This is a genomic window from Thermacetogenium phaeum DSM 12270, from assembly GCF_000305935.1.
Taxonomy (GTDB): Bacteria; Bacillota; DSM-12270; order Thermacetogeniales; family Thermacetogeniaceae; genus Thermacetogenium; species Thermacetogenium phaeum.
The window spans coordinates 209,055-230,754 of record NC_018870.1; the positions used below are offsets into that span (position 1 = coordinate 209,055).

The window sequence follows — 21,700 nt, forward strand, 5'->3', positions numbered from 1 at the left end:
AGGGCGAGGAAGACGTCAGGGATGTAATTTAAGTTAATCGAAGAAGGGGGGAAAAAATGGATGTTTTGGTTGATCTCAAAAAGCTGCAGCAAGTTGTTGAAAGCTTCGGAAGCAACCCTCTCATAGAGAAGACCATCCGCAAGTTAATAAGTTTGAGAAAGCAAGAGCTAAAGCGGACCCTGCGACATCTTTCAGAAGAGATTAAGGCTCTGGAGCAGCGCTATCAGTTGAGCTCTTCTGATTTCCAAAAGCGCTATGCCGAGGGGGCTCTTGGCGACGATGTGGACCTCATCAAATGGGCCAGCTTCTTAGACATGCAACAGCGTGTTCAGGCGCAGCTGGGAGCATCTCGAGAAATGACCACTGCACGCTATTTTGAAAGATTAAAAATGATGTTGTTGCAATTGGAATTTGTGGAGGAAGTGATTGTCCGCGAAGAATTAATCACTGATGACTTTGGATACCTCCGCCTGCGTTTCACTCTGAGCAACGGAGATATTGTAGAATTGTTTGAATACGTGGTGAAGGATCAGAATGCGATAAGAACGGTTAACTATAGCTTTCATCTGCAGGATGCGAATGCAGATTTCCAGGGCGGCCGAAAAGCTGGCCGAGCTTGCCGCTCAGCTCCAGGAGCAGGTGAAAAACTTTAAGCTTTAGGCCGGTTCTGACAGCAAAAAACTTTGTCAGGAGCGGAAGGGTGTTTCTTGCCCTTTCGCCGGGAGTACTCTATAATAGGCTTGACGACCTGGCAAGGGCGGTTCGCCTTGCCGAGAGCGAAATGATCTGTGTCTGGGGCCGGGCAGTACTGCCCCGCCGGGAGACTGCCGGGCCGTGAGAGAGATCCGCCGGGAGCCCGACGCCGGATGCCGTTATCGAGGGAGATGAGGATAAAAGTGGAAAAGGGGCCGCAGAAGAGACCGCTCGTCGCCGTGCTCAAGACCACCCCGGAGACGGTGCTCCGGGACTACGGGCGCCTTTTGGAGCTGGCGCGCCTGAAAGATGCCCTGGACCCGTCCCTGCCGACGATCGTCAAGCTCAACCTCTCCTGGACGAAGTACTTCCCCGCCTGCTCCACGGAGCCCTGGCAGCTGGACGGCGTCCTCAAAGCCCTCTTTGAGGCGGGATTCCGGCGGGAGAACCTCTTCCCGGTGGAGAATAAGACCGTCGTCACCGACCCCCTGAAGGGGGCGGAGAACAACGCCTGGCTCCCCGTGCTCAAGCGCTACGATCTCGAATTCATCCCCCTGCCCGGTGTGAAGTGGGTGCGCTACCGACCTAAAGGGAAGCTGCTCAAGCTCGATCAGATCTTCCCGGAGGGGATCTACATCCCGGAGATGTTCATCGGGAAGCAGGTCCTGCACCTGCCCACACTGAAGACCCACGGTCACAGCGTCACCACCGGGGCGATCAAGAACTCCTTCGGAGGGCTCCTGCAGGAGGTGCGCCACTACTGCCACAAGTACATCCACGAGGTGCTGGCCGACCTGATGGTCATCCAGCGGGAGATCCACCCCGGCATCTTCGCCGTGATGGACGGGACGGTGGCCGGGGACGGGGCGGGGCCGCGTACGATGGTGCCGCGCATCAAGAACGTCATCCTGGCGGGCGCCGATTCGGTCGCCCTGGATGCGGTGGCGGCGAAGATCATGGGCTTCGACCCGCTGGCGATCCCCTATCTCCGCCTCTGCCATGAGCTGGGGCTCGGCGTGGCGGATCCCCGGGAGATCGAGGTGGTGGGGGAGGATATCGGCGGGATGAACTTCGGCTTCCGGACGAAGCGGAGCTTCGTCATCTGGGGGGACCAGATGATCCGGAAGGGGCCGCTTCGCCCTTTCGAGCACCTGCTGCTGCACACGAAGCTGGTGGCCTGGGCGCCCCTGGCCTCGAACATCTACCACGACTGCCTCTGGTACCCGACGGTGGGGAGAAGCCGCATCCGGGAGTTCCAGAAGACCGGCTGGGGGAGGCTGTTCCGGAGGTACGCCGGGGAGGAATAACAAATAAAGCAGTTCTTTGTAGACTTTCAATTTATATTGAATGTTCATCGAACTTCATGTATTGTATCGATAAAAGGAAATTTATTCGTGCTTTGACGGGGGACGCTTTGTAAAGGAGGAATCTCCTGTGCTTTCCGCTTTAGAAAAAGTATCACAAGACTTTTTAGCTTTAACGCTCCAAGAAAAACTGGAGTTTCTCAAAAGAATCACCAATACACCGCCCGGCGAATGGGTGGAAATGGATGGCAAATTGCATTTCATTCCAGAAGGACCCCCTGCTACGGAAGAAGAAGAAGAGGTTTTTCAAAGGGAAAACGAGGAAATAGACGCCGGGCGGGGGATCACGTTACATGAACTCAAAAAAAAGTTCGAAGTTTAGTATATTTTTAGGAAAACGTGCGGTCAAAGTCACCGCCGGATTGGGCGCTATCGCCTCAAATTTCGCGTCGAAATGGCAACAAGGGAGATAAGAATACTGGATTTTGGGCCGAGAGGAGATTTTGAATATTAATCGCTCTTTAGGAAGGGGATTTCCTTGGAAACTGCCGGCGCCGGTCAGGCTGCACTGACGACGTATCTGCTGCTGGCCGCCAGCATGCTCTTGAACGCCCTGGCCAACTTCACCATCAAGCTGGCGGTGCGGGGGGAGGAGCTGGACCTCGCCCCGGCGCACCTGGGAGCGACCCTGAAAACGCTGGCCGCCGACCCGGTGCTCTGGTGCGGGCTCGCCCTCTTCGGCCTGGCCTTCGTCGGCTACACCCTGGTGCTTTCCCGGCTCAATTTGAGCACTGCCTACCCGGCCATGGCGGGGGGCGGGTTCCTCCTGGTCTTCTTCTTGAGCGCCCTCTACCTCAAGGAGGCCGTCACCGGCGCCCACCTGGGGGGAGCCTTCCTGATCATCCTGGGGATGTGGCTGCTGCTGAGGTAGCACCGCCAGGCAGCGGCCGCCTTGGAGGAGCAGCAGCCCGGCGAGCCGGGTTTTTCTTTTTGAGGGCGGCGGAAGCGTCGTTTTGAATCTCGGGGGGATACCTGTGATGGAAAGGTTCGGCCGCAGCAGGGAGTTGAAGGGAGGAGCGGGGCGCGCCCGCGGCGTCAGAAGCGGTGCGGGAAGGAGGGCGGGAGCGCCTTTGAGGCTCTCGGTGCCCCTGTTGGGGGTTCTGGCGGTTGCTGCCTTTGCCCTCTGCTTCTGGCACTCCTACTACGACTCCGCCTTCATGGGGCTCATCTACAACGATGCCCAGGACTACGCCAGCATCGCCCGCAACGTCGCCTCAGGCAGAGGCCTCATCTCCCAGTACCTGACCCCCTTAAGCCTCGCCCACTTCGGGGTGCCGCAGCCCGACGTCTGGCGCGCCCCCCTCTGGCCGCTGCTCCTGGCCGCCTTCCAGCGGGTCTTCGGCTTCATCGACGAGGCCTCCGCCCTGGCCGGGGGCTTCTGCTTCGCCGCCGGGGCCGCGCTCACGTTCCTTTTGGGGAGGCGCTGGTTCAACACCCCCGTCGCCCTGGCCGCAGCCGCCCTCTGCGCCTTCAGCGGGCAGCTGCTCTCCTTCAGCATCTCCGGGCTCACCGAGCCGCTGGCCGTTCTCCTGATGGCGGGCTGGCTTTACCTGCTGACGGCCGCCCCGCTCTCGCCCTGGGGGCCGTTTTTGGCCGGACTCGGGGGCGGGGTCTTTTACCTCGCCCGCTACAACGCCCTCCTCTTCTTCCTGCCCGCTCTGGTCTACCTCTGGTGGGTCCGGCGGCCGCGGCGGGAGCCCCGCCCAGACCTGGGCGCGCCGTTTGGAGCAGGCAGGAAAGGGGATGCCCTGCAGGGGGCGGCAGGGGGGCGGCGCCGCGCCGCCTTTGCGGCTCCGGCCGCCCTCTTCGTCCTGGGCTTCCTGCTGGCGGCCGGGCCCTGGCTCTGGCGCAACTGCGCTCTGACCGGGAACCCCTTCTTCTCCCTGCAGCAGTACGAGCCGGTCATGTTCACCAGGACCTATCCGGAGTACAGCCTCTACAGAAGGGCGGAGATCGTGGACGTGGCGGGATTTTTGCTCTCTCATCTGGAGGAGGTCGGGGAGAAGGTCGCCGCCGGGTGGGGGGAGTTCGCCGGGGGCTTCTGGAAGCCGGAGTTCACGGGGGTGGCCCTCCCGGTCTTCATCCTCTTCCTGCTCTCCCTGGCCCTGCCCCTGGACGCCTCCTTTCCCGCCCAGAGGGGCGTGCGGCCGCTTCTCATCTCCTGCTTTCTCCTCCAGCTGGCGGCCCTCCTCCCCCTGCACTACATCCCCCGGCTCTTCATCATCTTCGCCCCTCTGTACGCGATCTACGCCTGCGGGGCGGTCTGGCAGCTGGCCGCAGGGGGGTTGAGGCTCCTCCGCCTGCCGGCGGTTTCGGCGGCGGTTCTGGCGGCGGCACTCCTGGCGGCCTTCACCATCTCCGGCGTCAGGGCCAACTACCCCGACTTCCACCCGGAGCCGCCCGGGCCGCATCCCCGTTCCCTGCGGGCGGAGGCGATCTCCGACGTCCGGAGGGCGCTTTCCCCGGACCGGGTGGTGGTCTCCGACAGCGGCCACATCTTCGCCTGGTACGGGGAGCGCTATGCCTTGAAACTCCCCTATTCACCGGCCGACCTGCCGGAGGTCGCCCGCCTCGCCCCGGTAGGCGCCCTCTTCCTCTCCAACTGGATCACCTGGAATTCCCCCGATGCCGACCCGGCCTGGGTGGAGGTCTACCTCTCCCGGCCGCCCGCTCTGCACGGGCTGAGGCTCGCCAAGGTCTACCCCGACGGCAGCCTTCTGTATCTGGCGGATTGACCCATCGGGGGTCGAACCCTATTCAAGATAAAAAGGTTGACCCCTGCGGCAGCGAACCCCGGCGAATTCAGCCGGGGTCGGGAGTGGAGGCGGGGATCAACCGGAATGCGGCTTTACAGGAGACGCCGGCGGCGGCACCGACAGAACGAAAAAAAGGGTTTATCCTTGCCGCCGCAGCGGCCTTATTACGGAGGCTGTGCTGCTCGCCCCTGACGAGGAAGCGCAAACGGCAGCCGATTCTAGGTAGGACGTCGCGGTGGGCGGCTCTGCGGCAGGGGTGCCGTCAGAGGAGCCGGTCGGCTGCCGTTTGCGGCAGGTCTTAGGCGAGTCAAACCGGAAGATCCGGGAGCAGGCGCAAAGACGAACCGCGACGCATTGTTCAGGTCAGGGTGCTACATTAAGGTGAGATAGATGGCATCCCCCTCCTTGCAGGCTCTGGCCAGCTCGCAGTGGCGCAGAACGGCGAAGTTGTTCTGCAGCTCCTCCGGGGAGATCCCCAGGGCCCCGGCGATCTCCTCCCGGGTGGCCTTCCCCTTCTCCTTCAGGTAGTCGTAGATCTTCTTCTGAAGGGGCGTCAGCCCGTCCGTACCCTTCTGCCCCTGCAGCTCCCGGGCGGTTCGGGCCGCGGAAACCGCCCCCGGATCGCAGGGCTGAGGCCGCGTCAAAGCGGCGATGTAGCAGTCCTCGCAGAGCTTCATCCCTGCGTGGCCGTAGATTTCGTCCTCCGGGACGTCGGCCTGGCATTTTTCACAGCGCATTACTCTTCCACCTCCCGATCGGTTGAAGTAAGAGGTTGATAACTGGCGTCCGGTGTGCTCCCGGCCCCCTTTTGGGAAACCGCATCCCTGTCATGAAAATAGATCGCATACCCTGCCGGTCTACCGCTCGACTCCCGATTCCAGGCCGGACAGGACGACGGCTCGCTTCGGGACAGCTCTGGGATGCTGCGTAACAAGTTGCGAACTGCTTCTGCCAGTCGCAGCGTTTGGCCTCGCAGCAAATCCATTCCATCGAAACTCTTAAGGTGTCTGTACTCGCATCCCGACCTGTCATCCTCGCTTCGCCTGTCCTGTTACCCGGCCTTCCATAGGTCGCTCGCCGGCAGACCCGTCGGGTATTTTCATACTCTGTTGGTGCCGCCGGAGGCGGCATGGGTGTCTGCCCGGAGAGGGGCCGGGGCAGGGCTCTGTGAAGGCTCCCTGCCTTCAGCTGTTCTCCGGCAGTGCCCCGTAATCCTTCAAAGCCTTGATGACGTAAGAGGTATAGGCAATCCCCGGGCCCCCGCCCATCATGATGGCCACACTGCACGCCTCCAGGATCTCTTCCACCGTTGCCCCTGAGTCAAGCGCCTGCTTGACGTGGTTGGCTATTCAGGGCTGACAGCGGATGGCGACGGAAACGGCGATCCCGATCAGCTCTTTGAACTTCAGCGAGAGGGCGCCCTCCCGGTGCACCCCCCGGGCTATGCCCTGGAAGCCCTTCATGATTTCGGGAAACCGTTTTTGCAGTTCCGCCCGGCCTTCTTCGAGGGTCTTCAGCAGGTTCTCCATTTCCTTCACCCTTCTCTCCTCCCTGGTCGGTGATTTCCGGCTGGTAGATGAACGGCAATTAAATAGCCTTAAACTTATATATGTCGTCAACATATATTATAATATCCATAGCGGTGCCTGGCAAGTGTCGGCCGGGGTCTTTTTAGCCGGTCTTCGCCCGGAGAGCGAGGCCCGGACGGGGGAGCGGGGCGGCCGGTTTCCGCCGGCCGTTTCCTGGGAACGAGGCCCGGCCGGGTGACCCGGCTCGCCCTTTCAGGGTATCCCTTCCGGCGCTCGGCCTGGCATCTGAGATGCCTTTTTTGCGCTTTGCAGTATCGACCAAACCGGGAAGAAAATGTGCTATGATGGATGGCGGAGAACTGAACTTAGGAGGAATCTCCATGTTTTCTGGTGACGGCTGCGGTCTTCCGGGGTCGGGAGCCGGCAGCGGCCCCCGCTGCGCCGGGGGGCCCCGGAAGTTCATCGAACCCTATCTGCTCCTCTTCTTGAAGGAGAGGACTGCCTACGGGTACGAGCTGATCGAGATGTTCGCCCGCTTCGGCTTCGATCCCCTCCCCGACCCCGGGGCGGTTTACCGCAATCTGAGGCGGATGGAGGAGGAGGGGCTGGTCGAGTCGCGCTGGGAGCTGGAGGGCAGCGGCCTCCCCCGCCGCTTCTACAGGCTGACCGGCGAAGGGGACGCCGTGCTCCGGGCCTGGGTGAGGAAGTTCAAGACCAACAGAGACATCGCCGACGAGTTCATCAACTACTACCGCCGGATTGCCGGGGAGAAGGACGAATAGCTCAGAGGTTTCGGAGCAGACCCTCGAGGACGGCGGCGTCGAGGCTCCGGGCCAGGGCGGTGATCAGCCGCAGGGCGTTCCGGTAGTCGTCCAGATGGGCCATCCCGGTGTGGTCGTGGATGTAGCGGACGGGGATCCCGATCACCACCGATGGAACCCCCTGGCGGAAGAGGTGGATCTTGCCGGCGTCGGTCCCCCCTCCCGGCATCACGTCCACCTGGTAGGGGATGTCGTTCTCCTGCGCAGTCCGCACCACCAGGTCGCGGAAGGGCGTGTGGGGGATCATGCTGGCGTCGTAGAACCCGATCACGGGGCCCTTACCCAGCTGGGTGCGGATGGCGACGTCGTTCTCCCCGATCCCCGGGGTGTCGGTGGCGACCGAGACGTCGATCACCAGGGCCAGGTCCGGCCGCACCACGTCCACGCTGGTGGCGGCGCCCCGCAGCCCCACCTCCTCCTGGACGGTCATCACCCCGTAGACGGCATTGGGGTGCTGCACTTTTTTTAGCTCCCGAAAAAGCTCCACCACCAGGGCGCACCCCACCCGGTCGTCCAAGGCCCGGGCCATGAAGGTCTTCCCGTTGGCGCAGAGGTGGAAGGAACTCGACGGCACCACCGGGTTCCCCTGCCTCACCCCCGCCTGCTCGGTTTCCTCCCGGCTCGTGGAGCCGACGTCGATGTACATGGCGCTGATCTTGACGGGCTTGGCGCGCTCTTCGGCGGTCAGGATGTGGGGGGACTTCGCCCCGATGACCCCGATCACCCGCCCCTTTTCGGTGAGGATCTCCACCCGCTGGGCGAGCAGGACCTGCTCCCACCAGCCGCCCAGGGGCTGGAACTTGACGAAGCCGTCGGCGGTGACGCGGGTGACCAGAAACCCTACCTCATCCATGTGGGCGGCGATCATCAGCTTCGGCTCTTCAGACGTCCCCTTCTTGACCGCCACCAGGCTTCCCAGGTGGTCGGTGTGCAGCTCCTCGGCGAGGGGCTCCAGGTAGTCCCTCAGAACCTTTCTGATCGGGGCCTCGAAGCCGGAGACCCCGGGCGTTTCCGTCAGGGTTTTTAAGAGTTCCAGAGTCGTTTCCTCCACGGCGGTTTATCCTCCTTCACTGATTCGCTCTCAGTTAGTCTTAACCGGGGGAAGGGGTTCTTATGCCCGGGAAGGGCTTTAATACCGGAAAAATCCGCCGGGCAGCCCTGCCGGGCGAATTCCTTTTCCTGTAAATTCTGATTGACAAATTATAGATGGTGGAGTAGAATCAGGAGGTGGCCGACCGGGCGGTCGGATTTTGACGGCCTGCGGCCGGCCCACTTCAAAACCGCTGACGAAACTGCCGGGATAATTCCTTCTACGACGTCGACCGACCGCAGACGTGCGGCTGTTGACTGATCGACCGATTCTAAAATCCGGGGGGATTGTTGATGGGAGCAGGAGAAGAATTGACGAACGGCGGTTTAAAAGGCGCCTCCGGCGAGGACAGGCCGTCCCGGGAGGGGCGCCCTCCGGGGGGTGGCCCTGCAGGTGAAGGTGATGCCGGGGAACGGCTGCCGGGGCTCAAGGCGTCACCCGCCGCCGGGGATGCCCAAAATGAGGGCGGGCGGGCTTTAGAGCCTCAAGCTGCGGGGGCGGCGGGAAAAGCGGCTGAATGCGGCGCTCCGGAGAATGCCGCCTCCGGGGATGCTGCCGGAGGGGACAGCGGGGACACCCCGGAGCCCCCTGAAGGGGGGAGGACCCTCTTAAGGAGGAGGCTTCTCGCCGCCGGGATCGCTTTGGCGGTTCTCATAGGGATCGGCATCATGGGCTGGCGCTATGTGAAGCTTAAGCAGGAGGACGCCCCTGCTGACGCCGGCCCCAAGGTGGTTCCGGTGGAGGTGGCGGAGGTGACGACAGGGGACGTGGTGAAGGTCGTCAAGCTCACCGGGAACGTGGCCGCCCGCACGGAGATCAACGTCATTCCCAAGATGCCCGGCAGGATCCGGTCTCTTTCCGTCGACGTCGGGGACCGCGTCACCAAAGGGCAGGTCCTGGTGAAGCTGGACGACGCCGAGGTGCTGGCATCCCTCCGGGCTGCGGAAGCGGCGCTGGAGGTGGCCAAGGCCGGCGCCCGGGCGGCTCAGGCCAACCTGGAGGACGCCAAACGCAACCTGGAGCGGATGCAGCAGCTTTACGATGCCGGGGCGATCTCCCTGCAGCAGCTGGAGCAGGCCCAGCTCCGCTACGATCAGGCCGCTGCCGGGGTTAACGACGCCCAGGTGCGCCAGGCGGAGGCGGCCGTGGAGTCGGCGCGCCTGCAGCTGGAGAACACCGTCATCGTTTCTCCCATCAACGGGGTGGTGGCGGCGCGCTTCGCCGACCCGGGCGAGCTGGCCGGCACCAGCCAGCCCCTGCTGACCCTGGTGGACATCTCCGAGGTGCAGGTCACCTGCAACGTTACCGGTGAGGACGTCAACAGCCTCCGCACGGGACAAAACGTCCCGGTGGTGGTGGCCGCCGCCGGGCAGACGGAGGAAGAACGGCGCTTCACCGGGAGGATCACCTCTCTGGCGCCGGCGGCCGACGCCCGCAGCAAGCTCTTCCCCGTCAGGATTTCCATTCCCAATCCGGAGGGGAGGCTGCGGCCGGGGATGTTCGCCGAGGTCCACCTGACGACGGCCGTGAGCCGCGGTGCCGTCAGGGTGCCGGTGGATGCCGTTCTGGAAAGGGACGGGAAGAAGATCGTCTACGTGGTGGAAGGGGACAGGGCACGGGAGCGCCGGGTCGAGACCGGGATCACCGGGGAGGAGTACGTCGAGATCAAAAGCGGCCTCAAGCCCGGTGAAAAGGTCGTGGTCACCGGGCAGGACTTCCTGGTGGACGGCACCAGGGTGCAGGTGTCCTCCGGCAAGAACGGCGGGCAGGGGAAGGAGGCCTCCCGATGAACGTTCCTGAACTGGCGGTTCGGCGCTCTGTCACCGTCTTGATGATCGTCATCGGGGTCCTCGTCCTGGGCTTTCTCTCCTTAAGCCGGCTCTCCCTCGACCTGCTGCCGGACATCACCTACCCGGTGGCGCTCGTAACCACCGACTACCCCGGAGCCGGCCCGGAGGAGATCGAGAAGTCGGTCACCAGGCCGCTGGAGGAGGTCCTCTCCACCCTCAACAACGTGGACACCATCACCTCCAACAGCCAGACAGGTTCCTCCATGGTGATCCTCCGGTTCGAGTGGGGCACCGATATGGACCAGGTCACCATCGACGTCAGGGAGAAGATCGACATGATCCGGGATTATCTCCCCGACGGCGCCGGTGACCCGATGGTCATGAAGATGGACCCGAACGTCATGCCGGTGCTCCAGATCTCCCTGAGCGGGGGGAGGGACCTGGCGGAGCTGACCCGCCTGGCGGAGGAGGAGATCAAGCCGCGGCTGGAGCGTTTGCCCGGTGCCGCCTGGGTGGTCGTTACCGGCGGGCGCACCAGGGAGGTCCAGGTGCTGGTGGACCCGGTCAAGCTGAATTCCTACGGGCTTTCCCTGTCCCAGGTTGCCCAGGCCTTGAGCGCCGAGAACGTCGGGCTCTCTGCGGGCACAATGAAGCAGGGGAAGAAGGAGCTTCTCATTACCACCAGCGGTGAATACGAGGACCTGCTGCAGCTGGCCAACACCCCCCTGACGACCCCCGGAGGGGCGGTGGTTTATCTTAAAGACATTTCCGAGATTAAACAGGGCTATGCCGAACTCACCCAGAAGACCTCCCTCAACGGGCAGCCCGCAGTGGGGGTGCACGTTCTCAAGCAGTCGGGAGCGAACACCGTCCAGGTCTCCCGGGCGGTGCAGGAGGAGCTGACCGCCCTGCAGAAGGAGCTGCCGGGGAGGATAGAGACCGGCGTCGTCTTCGATCAGGCCGATTTTATCAGGACCTCCATCAACACCGTGGTCGAACACGCCCTCCAGGGGGCGCTCCTGGCCGTCCTGGTCATCTTCCTCTTTCTCCGCAGCTTCCGCAGCACGGTGATCATCGGGCTTTCCATCCCCATTTCCATCATCGCCACCTTCGTCATGATGTACTTCGGGGGGCTTACCCTGAACATTCTCTCCCTGGGCGGGCTGGCCATGGGAGTGGGGATGATCGTGGACGACTCCATTGTGGTTCTGGAAGTCATTTACCGCTACCGGGAGGCGGGAGCCTCCCCCTGGGAGGCGGCCACGGCCGGGGCGCAGGAGGTGGCCATGGCCGTCACCGCCTCCACCCTCACCAACGTGATCATCTTCTTACCGGTGGTCTTCGTCCAGGGGATCGCCTCCCAGATCTTCCGGGATCTGGCCCTGACCGTCTCCTTCGCCCTGCTGGCCTCCCTCCTGGTGGCCCTGACCGTGGTTCCCGTCCTGGCCTACCGCCTGGTGCGGGTGGCCGGCGTGGAGAAGGAGCCGCGCACTCCGCTCGGGCGCCTCAGCTTCTCCCTCGGGCGGTTCTTTGAGGGTATGAACGCCTCCTACCGCCGCCTGCTGGAATGGGCGCTCGGACACCGGAAGGCGGTGCTGGGCGGCACCGCCCTCCTCTTCGTCATCTCCCTCGGCCTGTCCCCGGTGATCGGCGCCGAGTTCTTCCCCTACGTGGATACCGGGGAAATCTCCATTAACGTGAAAATGCCCCGGGGCACCGGGCTGGAGGAGACGGGTCGCGTCGCCGGGCAGGTTGAGGAGATCTGCGGCAGCCTGCCGGAGGTTAAGACCACCTTTTCCAGCGTCGGCGCTTCTTCCGGGATGGAGTTCTTCCAGGGTGCCTCCGCCGACCGCGCCTCGATACGGGTGAAGCTCACCCCCCGCCGGGAGCGCAGCCGCAGCACCTCCGAGCTGGTCGAGGAATTGCGGGGGAGGCTGGAAGGGATCCCCGGCGCCGAGATCGAGGTCGATGAGAGCCAGGCGGTGAGCATGGGGACCGCCCCCATCAGCATTACCCTGGAGGGGGACGACCTGGAGGTGCTGAAGGCCGAGGCCGAAAAGATCGCCGCTATCGTGGAGCAGGTTCCCGGCACCAGCAACGTCTCCACCTCCCTGGAGGAGGGCAAGCAGGAGATCGAAGTCCGGTTGAAGAGGGAAGAGGCGGCATCCTACGGTTTGGGCACAGCCCAGGTGGCCCAGGTGCTGCGCACCGCCATCTCCGGCCAGGTGGTGACCACCTACCGCGGTGAGGGGGAGGAGATCGACCTCAGGCTGCGGCTCGACCCCGGGGCGATCCAGAGCCTGGATGACCTGGGCGCCCTCACCGTCCTCACGCCCACCGGAGCACAGGTACCTCTGCGGGAGGTGGCGGAGCTCAACTGGAAGGAGAGCCCGGTCGTCGTGAGCAGGGAGAACCAGACCCGGGCCTGCTACATCACCGCCGACCTCCGGGGCCGGCCGCTGGGGAGCGTCATGGAGGACATCCAGAACCGCCTCAAGGGCCATCCACTCCCGGCGGGATACCGCATCACCTACGGCGGTGAGTTCCAGGAGATGACGGAGGCCTTCGGGAGCCTGGCGCTGGCCCTGGTGCTGGGGATCCTCCTGGTTTACATGGTGATGGCCTCCCAGTTTGAATCCCTCTCCCATCCCTTCGTCATCATGTTCACCATACCCCTGGCCTTCATCGGGGTGGTGGCGGCCTTCGTCTTAACGGGGAAGACCTTCAGCATCCCGGCCTTTATCGGGGTGATCATGCTGGCGGGGATCGTGGTCAAGAACGGGATCGTCCTGGTGGACTACATCAACACCCTGCGGCGCCGGGGGGTGAGCCGCCGTGAGGCGATCCTCAGGGCCGGCCCCATCAGGCTGCGTCCGGTGCTCATGACCGCCCTCACCGCCATCTTCGGGATGGTTCCCCTGGCCCTGGGCTTTGGGGAGGGCGGGGAGCTGCTCTCTCCTCTGGCGGTCGGGGTCATCGGCGGGCTGACCGTGGCCACCTTCCTGACGCTGGTGGTGGTTCCGGTGATGTACACCCTGGTGGAGGACCTGGTGGAAAAACTGGTGCCGGGCACTGCTGCCAGAAGTTTTCAGCAGGCGCAGTGAGGCCGGGCCGGCGGCGGCCGGTACCCGACCGCTGTTTTGTGCCGCCTGCTCGATAGAAAAGTCCGGGGGCACCGTCTCCGGGATGTCGGCGCTTTGAGAGATATTCAAGATGCGTTGAGGCCGGTAATAAAGCCGGCAGCCGGTATTTTCTCATTCACCGGCGTCCCTTCCGGTATTTATAAGAAAAGGCCGCGGCTGTACGGAGCGGGAGCAAACCGCTGCGGGGATCGTTCCTGACGGGCCTGCGGCCTTGCCCGGCCATTTGGCCGGGCTTGGGAGGAGTCGGTTTTCCTGACGCCGGTTAAAGGGGGCTTGTCTGCTGTGGCTCAGAAAAGGCGCGGATCCATACTGGAAGCGGCGGCGGCCGTCTTTTCCGAGAAGGGGTTTCACGCCGCCACCATGGAGGAGATTGCCGCCCGGGTGGGGATCGGCAAGAGCACCCTCTACGAGTACTTCGAAAGCAAGGAGGACCTCTTCCGGGAGGTGTTGCGCCAGGGGATGGAGAACTACCTGGCGGCCATGCGCGGGCGGCTCAAGCGGCCCTGCACGGTGCGGGACGTCCTCACCGCCGTTGCCGCCGCCCACTTTAATTTCATCATGGAGCACCGCCACCTGGCGCGCATCTTCTCCGACGAGGTCCGGCTGCCGCTGCCCCAAATGCGGGAGTGGCTGCGGCAGCTGCGGGAGCGCAAGCTGGCCATGGTCGCCGGGCTGATCGAGCGGGGCGTTAATGAGGGGGAGTTTCGCCCGGTGGACGCCCGGCTCGCTGCGGAGGTGTTTCTGGGCGCTCTGGGGGCGCTCTGCCTGCCGCTGCTCTGCGGCTCCGATGAAGTCGGCGCAGAGGACGGCGGCGACGACCCTGACCGGCTACAGGAGCGTTTGATCCGCGGCCTGGAGATCCTCTTCGAGGGCCTGCTTAAGAGCCGGAGCGTTCCTGTTTAACATTTTATGGCATTTGATGCCGGACTCATGCAGGAATTGATGTTCCGGTGTAGAAAGATATAGGAGCCAGGAGCAGCTCCTTTTTTATTTGCTGCGGGAGCCCCCTGGAGCTATAATGGGAGGGCAGGCACCCTGCTTTTGCGGCGAGAGCGGTCCTCTGAAAGTGGGCAGAAGCGGCGAAGGTTGAATTACGCCGGATGGAGGCGGCTGCCTTTGCCGGCATCGATTATGGCGGGAAGGTGAAATCATGCTGCGGGTGGCGGTATCGGGCTACTACGGGTTCAACAACACCGGGGATGAGGCGATCCTGGCGGCGCTGATCACCACCCTGCGCGCCCTGGCCCCCGGTGTGGACATCACCGTTTTTTCCCACTGCCCGCGGGAAACCCGCCGGCTCTTCGGGGTGCGGGCGGTGAACAGGTGGAACCCCCTGGGAGTCGCCTTTTCCCTGCTGCGCAGCGACCTCCTGCTCAGCGGTGGGGGCGGCCTGCTCCAGGACGTGACCGGGGTGCGGAGCCTCTGCTACTACCTGGCGGTTGTCGCCCTGGCCAAGATTCTCGGCAAGCCGGTCATCTACTACGCCCAGGGGGTGGGGCCGATCCGGACGCGCTTCGGGCGCTGGCTGACCCGCATCATCTCCAACCGGGTGGATCTCATCACCGTGCGCGACCAGGCCTCCCGGGACGACTTCCTGCAGATGGGGGTCAACCGGCCGCCCGTCGTCGTTACCGCCGACCCGGTGCTGGCGGTGAGCCCTGCCCACTTCGGACCGGAAGCGGGAGCCGCCGTGCTGGACAGGGCGAGGGGAGAGGCCGGGGAGGAAGCAGAAGGCGGCGAACCGCCCCGGGGTGTGAGACCGCCCGGGAAGGCCGCAGCACCTGGAGTAGGAGCGGAGAAGGCCTCCCTTCGGGAAACGCCCGAGAAACCGTCCCTGGAAAGGGAGGCGGCGGCCGGAGCCGGACCGGGGCAGACGGGCTCCGGGGAGACCCCTGCTGGAGGAGGGGAAGGCGTCGCCGGCGGCGAGGGGTGCACCCCTTCCGGCGGGAATCCTTTCGGCGGGTGTGCGGCAGCGTCCGGACAGGCCGGGCGGCGGCCGGATCCCAGGCGAGAGCCCTCCGGGAACGGCTCCGGGGGTGCGGCCGAAGGAAAGGCGGCTGCAGGCGCCGGGCAGCCCGCAGGGAGGGTGCGCCCCGCCGGGGAGAAGAAGCGGCGCCTATTGGGGATCGCCGTCAGGGACTGGAAGGACTGCTACGAGTATAAGCGGGCGATCGCTGCGGCGGCCGACCGGCTGGTTCGCGAGGGTTGGGAGGTCGTTTTCATCCCCTTCCACTTCCCCCGCGACCTGCAGTCCTGCCGGGAGACCAGCTGGCTGATGCAGGAGCCGAACCTCTTGATCCGCTTCAAGCTCTCCGTGGAGGAGCTCTTCAGCCTGCTGGGGCAGCTGGACCTGGTATTGGGGATGCGCCCGCACGCTCTGGTCATGGCTTCGGTGATGAGGACGCCCTGCGTGGGGATCACCTACGACCCCAAGGTGGCCAGATTTCTGGAGATGACCGGGCAGCCGGTGGCGGGGACGGTGGAAGACCTGGACGGGGAGAGGCTCTACGAAGAGATCGTCCGGGCCTGGGAGAGGAGGCAGGAGATAGCCGCCCACCTGGAGCAGGTGCTCGTCCCGCTGCGGCAGCGGGCCTGGGAGACGGCGGCGCTGGCCATGAGCGTCTTTTACTCCCGCTACCCGCACCGCAGGGGTGAGACCGGGAGGAACGGCCGCTCCCAGGGTGCCGCCGAGCGCCCGTCCAAAGGCGGCAGGAACCGCTAGCGGCGGCCAAAGCCGTTATCGGTTTTACCCGTCAGGCACCCTTTCCGGCAGCTGGGTGGTGGCTCCGAGGATCGCCCAGAAGAGGGTCTGCATCATCGGCACCTCGAAGACGTTTTCCACCCCGTTGTGGACGAGGACTCCTACCAGCCCGGCGGCGATGCCGCAGGCCAGGGCGCGCTTTTCGGGATCTGATGAGACGTCCCTGATGACGCCCGCCAGCATGCGGAGCGCCCGCAGGAGCACCCAGAGGAAGACGATGAGGCCGGTGAAGCCGGTCTCCGCCGCCAGCTTGAGGTAGTAGTTGTCGACGTAAAAGGTGCCCGGCATCCGGAAGCGGTCTGCGGTGGCACCTCCGAAGCGCCCCAGGCCGACTCCCGTCACCGGGTGTTTGATGAGGCGGTCGGCGGCGAGCTCCCACCGGGCGAGCCGCCCGCCCCGGGCGGAGCTCTCCAGGTACCGGCTGCTGAAGGTGTACTGAAGGCGGCCGGCCACCGACGGGGAGACCACCGGGAGCAGGATTGCCCCGGCCAGGATGAGGGCGAGCACACGCTTATCCTGGAGCAGCCCGTAGAGGAGGGCGGCCGCCAGGAAGGCGAGCCAGGCACCCCGGGAAAAGGTGACGACCAGGCAGCCCAGCATGGTCAGGAGCGCCGCCCCGAGCAGGAAGCGCAGGCGGCGCGAATTGCAGGATCTGAAGAGAGCTGCTGCCGGTGGGATGACGAGAACCAGGTAGCAGCCCAGGATGTTGGGGCTGCCGATGATGGAATACGCCCGCGTCCTCACCCCGGCTTCGGCCTGGTCGACCCAGGAGGCGGGCATGGGGGCTCCGGTGACGTACTGGAAGATGCCGTAAAGGGCGACCGGGAAGGCGGCGGCGACCAGGCTCAGGACGAAGATGCGCTGCTTCCGGAAGTTGAGGGAGATGTTCGCCGCCACGTAGTACCAGAGGAGGTACTCGAAGGTTACCCGGAACCCGTCTAACGCCACGGCCGGTTCCGGGGAGCGGAAGAGGTAGAGGGCGACCCCGGTGCCGAAAAAGAGCAGCAGCGGGAGGTCCAGGGGTGTGAAGTGGAACTTCTCTCCGCGGTTGACCGCGATTCTGGCCAGGACCAGAAGGAGCCCCAGCAGGAACAGAAGCTCTTTCCAGATGCCGGCGCTGCCCACCAGGGCGGGGTGGCTGCGCAGATAGTAGTCGATGATGGGGTAGGCGGCGACCAGCACCAGGACGAGATGGGACATCCCTGCCGCCGCTTCCAGCAGGCGGGAGGTGATGCTTCCCTTGAGGCGCTCCCCGAACGCCTGGAGCAGAACCGTCAGCGCCTCTAAGGGAGCGGCGACCACCCTGGAGAGGGCGGTCTGCCGGAGACGGGCGTTCTCTGCCCGGTAGCCCGGCCCCAGCAGGAAGCCGTAGAGGGCGCTGGTCCGCCAGAGCCCGGCCAGGGCGCTGAAGAAAGCCAGGAGGGCGCTCTGCTTCCAGATCCTTTTCAAGTCTTGGATTGCCGGTGGGTTCACGGTGCGTGTCCTCCTTTTCGGTCGCCGGTGGGCGTTTCGAACAGCCCCCGGCGTCGTCAAGGGCGTTTATCTTTTTTTGAAAAGCCCGTTTTGATTTTCGCGCTTCCATTTTCTTTGCGGCGAAGCAGCTTCTTCCAGCAATCAGAATGCCGGCCGGCTTGAGGTTGATTGAGCCTTGCGGCCGGCATTTGGGAGACGGTGGTTTAGGTGAATGAACAGGCAAGGCTGAGCGTTGTCCACATCATCGGCGGCGGAGAGTTCGGGGGAGCCGAGCAGCACGTCCTGCGCCTTACGGAGCGTTTGGGGAGAAACGGCTGTGATCCCCACGTCGTCTGCCTTTTCCGGGAGCCCTTTTACCGGATGCTCCGGGAGGCCGGGATTCCCGCCGCCGTCGTGCCCATGCGGCACCGGCTCGACTGGGGTGCCTGTCTGCGCCTGGCGTCCCTGCTCCGGGAGCTGCGCCCGCAGATCGTCCACACCCACGGCGTGCGGAGCAACCTCATCGGGCGCCTGGCGGCGCGCCTTGCCGCCGTCCCGGTGGTCGTGACCACCGTTCACAGCGTTCTCCCCCAGGATTACCCGTCCCCGGTGAGCCGCCTCCTCAACGGCTTCACCGAACGGGTGACGTCACCGCTGACCACGCACTTCATCGCCGTCTCCGGCTTCATCGGGGACTACCTCGCGGCGGCCGGGATTCCCCGGGAGAAGATCACCGTCATCTACAACGGGATCGACCCCGCCCTCTGGGAGAGTTGGGCTTGCGACGGCTCCTTCCGCACCCGCTTCGGGATCCCCCCCGAAGCCCCCCTCTTCGGGATCGTTGCCCGGCTGCACCCCGTCAAGGGCCACCGCTACTTCCTGGAGGCCGCCAGGGAGGTGGCCGGGAGGTTCCCCGACGCCCGCTTCGTCATCGTCGGAAGCGGCTTCTACTGGCGGGAGGTGGATTCCCTGATCAGAGAGTACGGCCTGGCCGACCGCTGCATCCGCACCGGCTTTCTGACGGATGCCGGCCCCGCCTACGCCGCCCTCGACTGCCTGGTGATCAGCTCTCTTTCCGAGGGCTTCGGCCTCACCGCCCTGGAGGCGGCCGCTTTGGGTAAGCCGGTCATCGCCACCAGGGTCGGGGCGCTGCCGGAGATCATCGAAGACGGGGTGACCGGCCTGCTGGTGCCGCCTGCCGATCCCGGGGCGCTGGCCCGGGCGATGCTGCGCCTCCTCGAGGATCCCGCCGAGGGGCGCCGCCTCGGCGCTGCAGCCCGAGAGGTGCTGCTGGAGAGGTTCAGCTTAGACCGGACGGTCGCCCAGACCGCAGGCCTCTACCGGTCGCTCCTCGAGGGCCGGGGGTAAGATCCCCCGACCGCGCGCTTTTGCAGACCGGCGCTTGCCTTCTGGGGCTGCCCCTTAATCCTCGTGGATGTCTATCTTGAGTACCTGCGCTTTCAGCTGCACCGTCTGCGTCTTCAGGTAGAAGTCGTCCTTCCCGACCCGGACCTCCTGTCCGGCCACCCGCAGGTCGGGCTCCCCGAGGGCGACCCTGCCCCTGATGGTGGCGTAGAGGTCCATGTTAAAGGGGTCCCTCGTCAGCAGCCGGGTGCCGTCGGCCTTGGTGGTGGCGATCAGGGCCGGCTCCACCCGGACGTCGATGATGCGGGCGTCGGTGAAGCTGCCGTTGGCCACCAGCCTGTCCCCCACCTTGACGGCCTTCGCCGTTTCCGGATGGATGAAGGCCGCCTCCACGAGAACGTCGGCAGTGGCGTATTCCTGCGCCTGCCCGGCCGGGTGCACCTTCAGGTAGATGCCCGCGGCGACGGCGAGCACCAGAACCAGCGCCAACAGGTCGATGGGGTTGATCAGCCCGAACAACTTCCCTCTGTCGTCGATGACCCGCACTGCGATTCCTCCTTACGTTGAGGCACGGCCTCTCTCTGCTCCTCTTATCTTAGCGAAATTTCTCCGAAACTTAAAGAGGATCTTTCGGAAAGACGGCGAACTTAAGAAGTTATAGGCTCATATGAAAATCTTGCCGGTGCTTTGGTTATCATTTATCATGTATATTGTGATTACCGATTGCGGGAGATGGAGAAACCGTGGAGCTGCCTTCACTTACCGTGGCATTTTTCACTGCGTTGGGCATACCCCTGGTGCTGACGCCGTTCGTCAAAAGGCTGGCCGTTCTGGCCGGCGCCGTCGACCGGCCCGGGGGGAGGAAGGTGCACCGGGTTTCCGTGCCCTCCTGGGGCGGCCTCGGCATCTTCCTGGGCTTTGCGGCGGCGTCCCTGCTGGTGGTGCCGCACAATCATCAGCTCACCGGCCTGCTGGCAGGGGGGTTCGTCGTCCTGCTGGTGGGCATGATCGATGACTGGCGCGGGATTTCCCCCTGGGCCAAGCTGGCCGGGCAGATTGCGGCCGCCTCCGTCCTGGTGGCCTGGGGGATCCGGGTTGACTTCGTCACCAACCCCCTGGGCGGGATGATCTATCTGGGGAGCTTCAGCATACCCGTCACCATCCTCTGGGTTGTGGCCATTACCAACGCCCTCAACCTGGTAGACGGGCTGGACGGCCTGGCGGCGGGGGTTGCCGCCATTTCCGCCGGAACGGTGGCCGTCGTCTCCTTCGGGGAGGGGGAGCCTTTGGTCGCCGCCTTTGCCCTGCTGCTGGCGGCGGCGTGCCTCGGGTTTCTCCCGCACAACTTCCATCCGGCGAAGATCTTCATGGGGGACACGGGATCGATGTTCCTCGGCTTCATGCTGGCCTCCCTGGCGGCAGTCGGCCTCACCAAGTCGGCGACCGCCTTTTCCCTGATCCTGCCGATCCTCATCCTCGGCATCCCCATCTTCGATATGGTTTTCGCCATCGTTCGCAGGATCCTGAGACACCGGCCGATCTTCGCAGCCGACCGTGAGCACCTGCACCACCGTCTGTTGGACCTCGGTCTGACGCACCGGCAGTCGGTGCTGGTCATCTACGGCGTCAACCTCCTGCTGGGGGGGAGCGCCGTGCTCCTCACCCGCCTGGCCACGGACCAGGGGATGCTGCTGCTGTTGATCGTGCTGGCGGGTGTGCTGGCCGCCGCCAACAAGATCGGGCTCTTTTCCGTGAGCTCCGCGGTGCCGTCCCCGGCTTCCGAGAAGGCACCATCCGACGGAGCGTGACCGGCGGAAAAGAGTTAAGGGGGTATTATTCGGCGCTTCCCGGCGAGAGGGCCTCGCGGCGGTGCGTAAAAAAGTGACCCGAGCGGTGCCGCCTGCAGGGGCGCTTCTGTTGTTGAGGGCTGCGAGGCGCTCCGCCGTCGAGGTTTGGGGAGCGATCGTATGATTCTGGCGCACGGTTCTGACCGGATGACTTTGATTCTGGCAAAAACCGGGCGGGCCGCTGCGGTTTTTTGAAGTTTTCAGGACGGGGAGATTTTCTTATGAAGTGGAGAAGGTATCTTCTGTTCGCCCTGCCTTTGGTCGTCGGGACCGGCCTTGGCTTTCTGCTGGGCTCGGTTGTCTTCGCCGGGGGGGAGGGGCCGGGAAGCGCCTCCGATCCCCTGGTGGCGCGCAGCTACGTTGATGAACGGGTGAAGGGCTACGTCCGTGAACTGGAGGAAAGGGTCGCTGCCCTCAACGAGCGCGCCCTGAAGCTGGAGGAGGAGCTTGCCGGGCTTCAGAAGCGCTACGAAAGCGCCCCCGAACAGCCCGGGGGAGGCTCTGACGGAGGCTCCGGCAGCAGCACACCGGCCCCCGGCAATGGTGTCGTCTACATCAAAGAGGGGAACAGCTACGTCAATCTCCGGAGCGGCCCCGGGACGAACCACGAAATCGTGGGGAAGGCCCTGCCGGGCCAGCCCTTAACTGTGGTCGGCCGGGAGGGGGACTGGTACCGGGTGCGCCTCGGCGACGGGAAGACGGCCTGGATCGCCGCCTGGCTGGTTACCGCCCCCTCCTGAGGGGCGGCAACTGCTTCCATCGGCTTAAATCCCTCGTTTTTGAAAACCGGCCCGTCGGCCCTGAGGCCAGGTGTCCCGTCCGCTTAGGGCTTCACCGGTGAGGTGCGGCCCGCGGCCGGCAGCCGCTTCTTTTTGCGGCCTTCTCTGCGGCCCCTGCCGAAAGCCGTCCGCTGCGGGGGATCAAGAGGCGGTCGCCGTCGGCTGTCACCAGCAGACCATCGTGCCGCTGGCGGCGGCACCAACAGAGGAACGAAAAAAAGGTTTATCCTTGCCGGCGCAGCGACCTGACGGAGGTCGTTACTCGCCCTTGACGAAGGAGCAGCAAACGGCAGCCGAATCGAAATAGGAT

20 protein-coding genes are annotated in these 21,700 nt (G+C 64.5%); 14 read left to right on the forward strand and 6 right to left on the reverse strand.

From position 1 onward, the window contains the following. Positions 1 to 56: 56 nt before the first annotated feature. From TPH_RS01105 to TPH_RS01125, 5 genes are all read left to right on the forward strand, one after another. The gene (locus TPH_RS01105) at positions 57 to 653 is read left to right on the forward strand and encodes a hypothetical protein (protein WP_015049379.1); all 597 of its coding nucleotides are present in this window, start codon (positions 57 to 59) and stop codon (positions 651 to 653) included. A 213-nt stretch (positions 654 to 866) separates the two neighbouring features. After that, positions 867 to 2,000, forward strand: coding sequence for a DUF362 domain-containing protein (locus tag TPH_RS01110; protein WP_015049381.1), 1,134 nt, complete (start codon positions 867 to 869; stop codon positions 1,998 to 2,000). Positions 2,001 to 2,127: 127 nt separating this feature from the next. Continuing rightward, positions 2,128 to 2,379 carry a hypothetical protein gene (locus tag TPH_RS01115; protein ID WP_015049382.1) on the forward strand — a complete coding sequence of 84 codons (252 nt, stop codon included), beginning with the start codon at positions 2,128 to 2,130 and terminating at the stop codon, positions 2,377 to 2,379. Between the two features lie 156 nt (positions 2,380 to 2,535). Next, on the forward strand, positions 2,536 to 2,928 hold the full coding sequence (locus TPH_RS01120; protein ID WP_015049383.1) for a DMT family transporter: 393 nt from the start codon (positions 2,536 to 2,538) through the stop codon (positions 2,926 to 2,928). A gap of 106 nt (positions 2,929 to 3,034) precedes the next feature. After that, entirely contained in the window at positions 3,035 to 4,792 is a 1,758-nt protein-coding gene (locus TPH_RS01125; RefSeq protein WP_028991189.1) for an ArnT family glycosyltransferase, read from the forward strand. Positions 4,793 to 5,184: 392 nt separating this feature from the next. Here TPH_RS01125 and TPH_RS01130 read toward each other — a convergent pair whose 3' ends face one another. The 3 genes from TPH_RS01130 to TPH_RS16270 form a co-directional block, all read right to left on the reverse strand. Then, a complete protein-coding gene (locus TPH_RS01130; protein ID WP_015049385.1) occupies positions 5,185 to 5,550 on the reverse strand; it encodes a hypothetical protein in 366 nt (121 codons plus the stop codon). Then, positions 5,550 to 5,798, reverse strand: a complete 249-nt coding sequence (locus TPH_RS14995; RefSeq protein WP_148275807.1) for a hypothetical protein — start codon at positions 5,796 to 5,798, stop codon at positions 5,550 to 5,552. The genes TPH_RS01130 and TPH_RS14995 overlap by 1 nt, the downstream gene beginning before the upstream one ends. 199 nt (positions 5,799 to 5,997) lie before the next feature. After that, entirely contained in the window at positions 5,998 to 6,435 is a 438-nt protein-coding gene (locus tag TPH_RS16270) for a carboxymuconolactone decarboxylase family protein (protein ID WP_330216579.1), read from the reverse strand. 287 nt (positions 6,436 to 6,722) lie between these two features. On the opposite strand from TPH_RS16270, the gene TPH_RS01145 reads away from it, so the two are divergent. After that, positions 6,723 to 7,124 (forward strand): PadR family transcriptional regulator, encoded by a 402-nt coding sequence (locus tag TPH_RS01145; protein ID WP_015049388.1) that lies wholly within the window; start codon positions 6,723 to 6,725, stop codon positions 7,122 to 7,124. A 1-nt stretch (position 7,125) separates the two neighbouring features. Here TPH_RS01145 and TPH_RS01150 read toward each other — a convergent pair whose 3' ends face one another. Then, positions 7,126 to 8,214, reverse strand: a complete 1,089-nt coding sequence (locus TPH_RS01150; RefSeq protein WP_015049389.1) for a M42 family metallopeptidase — start codon at positions 8,212 to 8,214, stop codon at positions 7,126 to 7,128. A 332-nt stretch (positions 8,215 to 8,546) separates the two neighbouring features. On the opposite strand from TPH_RS01150, the gene TPH_RS01155 reads away from it, so the two are divergent. The 4 genes from TPH_RS01155 (at position 8,547) to TPH_RS01170 (ending at position 15,908) form a co-directional block, all read left to right on the forward strand. Next, positions 8,547 to 10,043, forward strand: coding sequence for an efflux RND transporter periplasmic adaptor subunit (locus TPH_RS01155; protein WP_015049390.1), 1,497 nt, complete (start codon positions 8,547 to 8,549; stop codon positions 10,041 to 10,043). Continuing rightward, the gene (locus TPH_RS01160) at positions 10,040 to 13,147 is read left to right on the forward strand and encodes an efflux RND transporter permease subunit (RefSeq protein ID WP_015049391.1); all 3,108 of its coding nucleotides are present in this window, start codon (positions 10,040 to 10,042) and stop codon (positions 13,145 to 13,147) included. Before TPH_RS01155 ends, TPH_RS01160 begins: the two co-directional genes overlap by 4 nt. Positions 13,148 to 13,468: 321 nt before the next feature. Next, complete coding sequence (locus TPH_RS01165; protein ID WP_015049392.1) at positions 13,469 to 14,089, forward strand: TetR/AcrR family transcriptional regulator; 621 nt, start codon at positions 13,469 to 13,471, stop codon at positions 14,087 to 14,089. A 247-nt stretch (positions 14,090 to 14,336) separates the two neighbouring features. After that, positions 14,337 to 15,908, forward strand: a complete 1,572-nt coding sequence (locus TPH_RS01170) for a polysaccharide pyruvyl transferase family protein (RefSeq protein ID WP_015049393.1) — start codon at positions 14,337 to 14,339, stop codon at positions 15,906 to 15,908. A 24-nt stretch (positions 15,909 to 15,932) separates the two neighbouring features. On the opposite strand, the gene TPH_RS01175 is transcribed toward TPH_RS01170, so the two are convergent. Beyond that, entirely contained in the window at positions 15,933 to 17,420 is a 1,488-nt protein-coding gene (locus TPH_RS01175; RefSeq protein WP_015049394.1) for an O-antigen ligase family protein, read from the reverse strand. A gap of 207 nt (positions 17,421 to 17,627) precedes the next feature. Between TPH_RS01175 and TPH_RS01180 the strand changes: the two genes are divergently transcribed. Continuing rightward, on the forward strand, positions 17,628 to 18,767 hold the full coding sequence (locus TPH_RS01180) for a glycosyltransferase (protein ID WP_015049395.1): 1,140 nt from the start codon (positions 17,628 to 17,630) through the stop codon (positions 18,765 to 18,767). A 54-nt stretch (positions 18,768 to 18,821) separates the two neighbouring features. On the opposite strand, the gene TPH_RS01185 is transcribed toward TPH_RS01180, so the two are convergent. Continuing rightward, positions 18,822 to 19,310 (reverse strand): DUF4330 domain-containing protein, encoded by a 489-nt coding sequence (locus TPH_RS01185; protein ID WP_015049396.1) that lies wholly within the window; start codon positions 19,308 to 19,310, stop codon positions 18,822 to 18,824. Positions 19,311 to 19,507: 197 nt separating this feature from the next. Between TPH_RS01185 and TPH_RS01190 the strand changes: the two genes are divergently transcribed. The 3 genes from TPH_RS01190 (at position 19,508) to TPH_RS15005 (ending at position 21,697) form a co-directional block, all read left to right on the forward strand. Beyond that, on the forward strand, positions 19,508 to 20,572 hold the full coding sequence (locus tag TPH_RS01190) for a glycosyltransferase family 4 protein (protein WP_015049397.1): 1,065 nt from the start codon (positions 19,508 to 19,510) through the stop codon (positions 20,570 to 20,572). 260 nt (positions 20,573 to 20,832) lie between these two features. Further along, entirely contained in the window at positions 20,833 to 21,351 is a 519-nt protein-coding gene (locus tag TPH_RS01195) for an SH3 domain-containing protein (protein WP_015049398.1), read from the forward strand. A 70-nt stretch (positions 21,352 to 21,421) separates the two neighbouring features. After that, positions 21,422 to 21,697: a hypothetical protein gene (locus TPH_RS15005; protein WP_148275809.1), complete on the forward strand. Its 276-nt coding sequence runs from the start codon at positions 21,422 to 21,424 to the stop codon at positions 21,695 to 21,697. Positions 21,698 to 21,700: the final 3 nt, after the last annotated feature.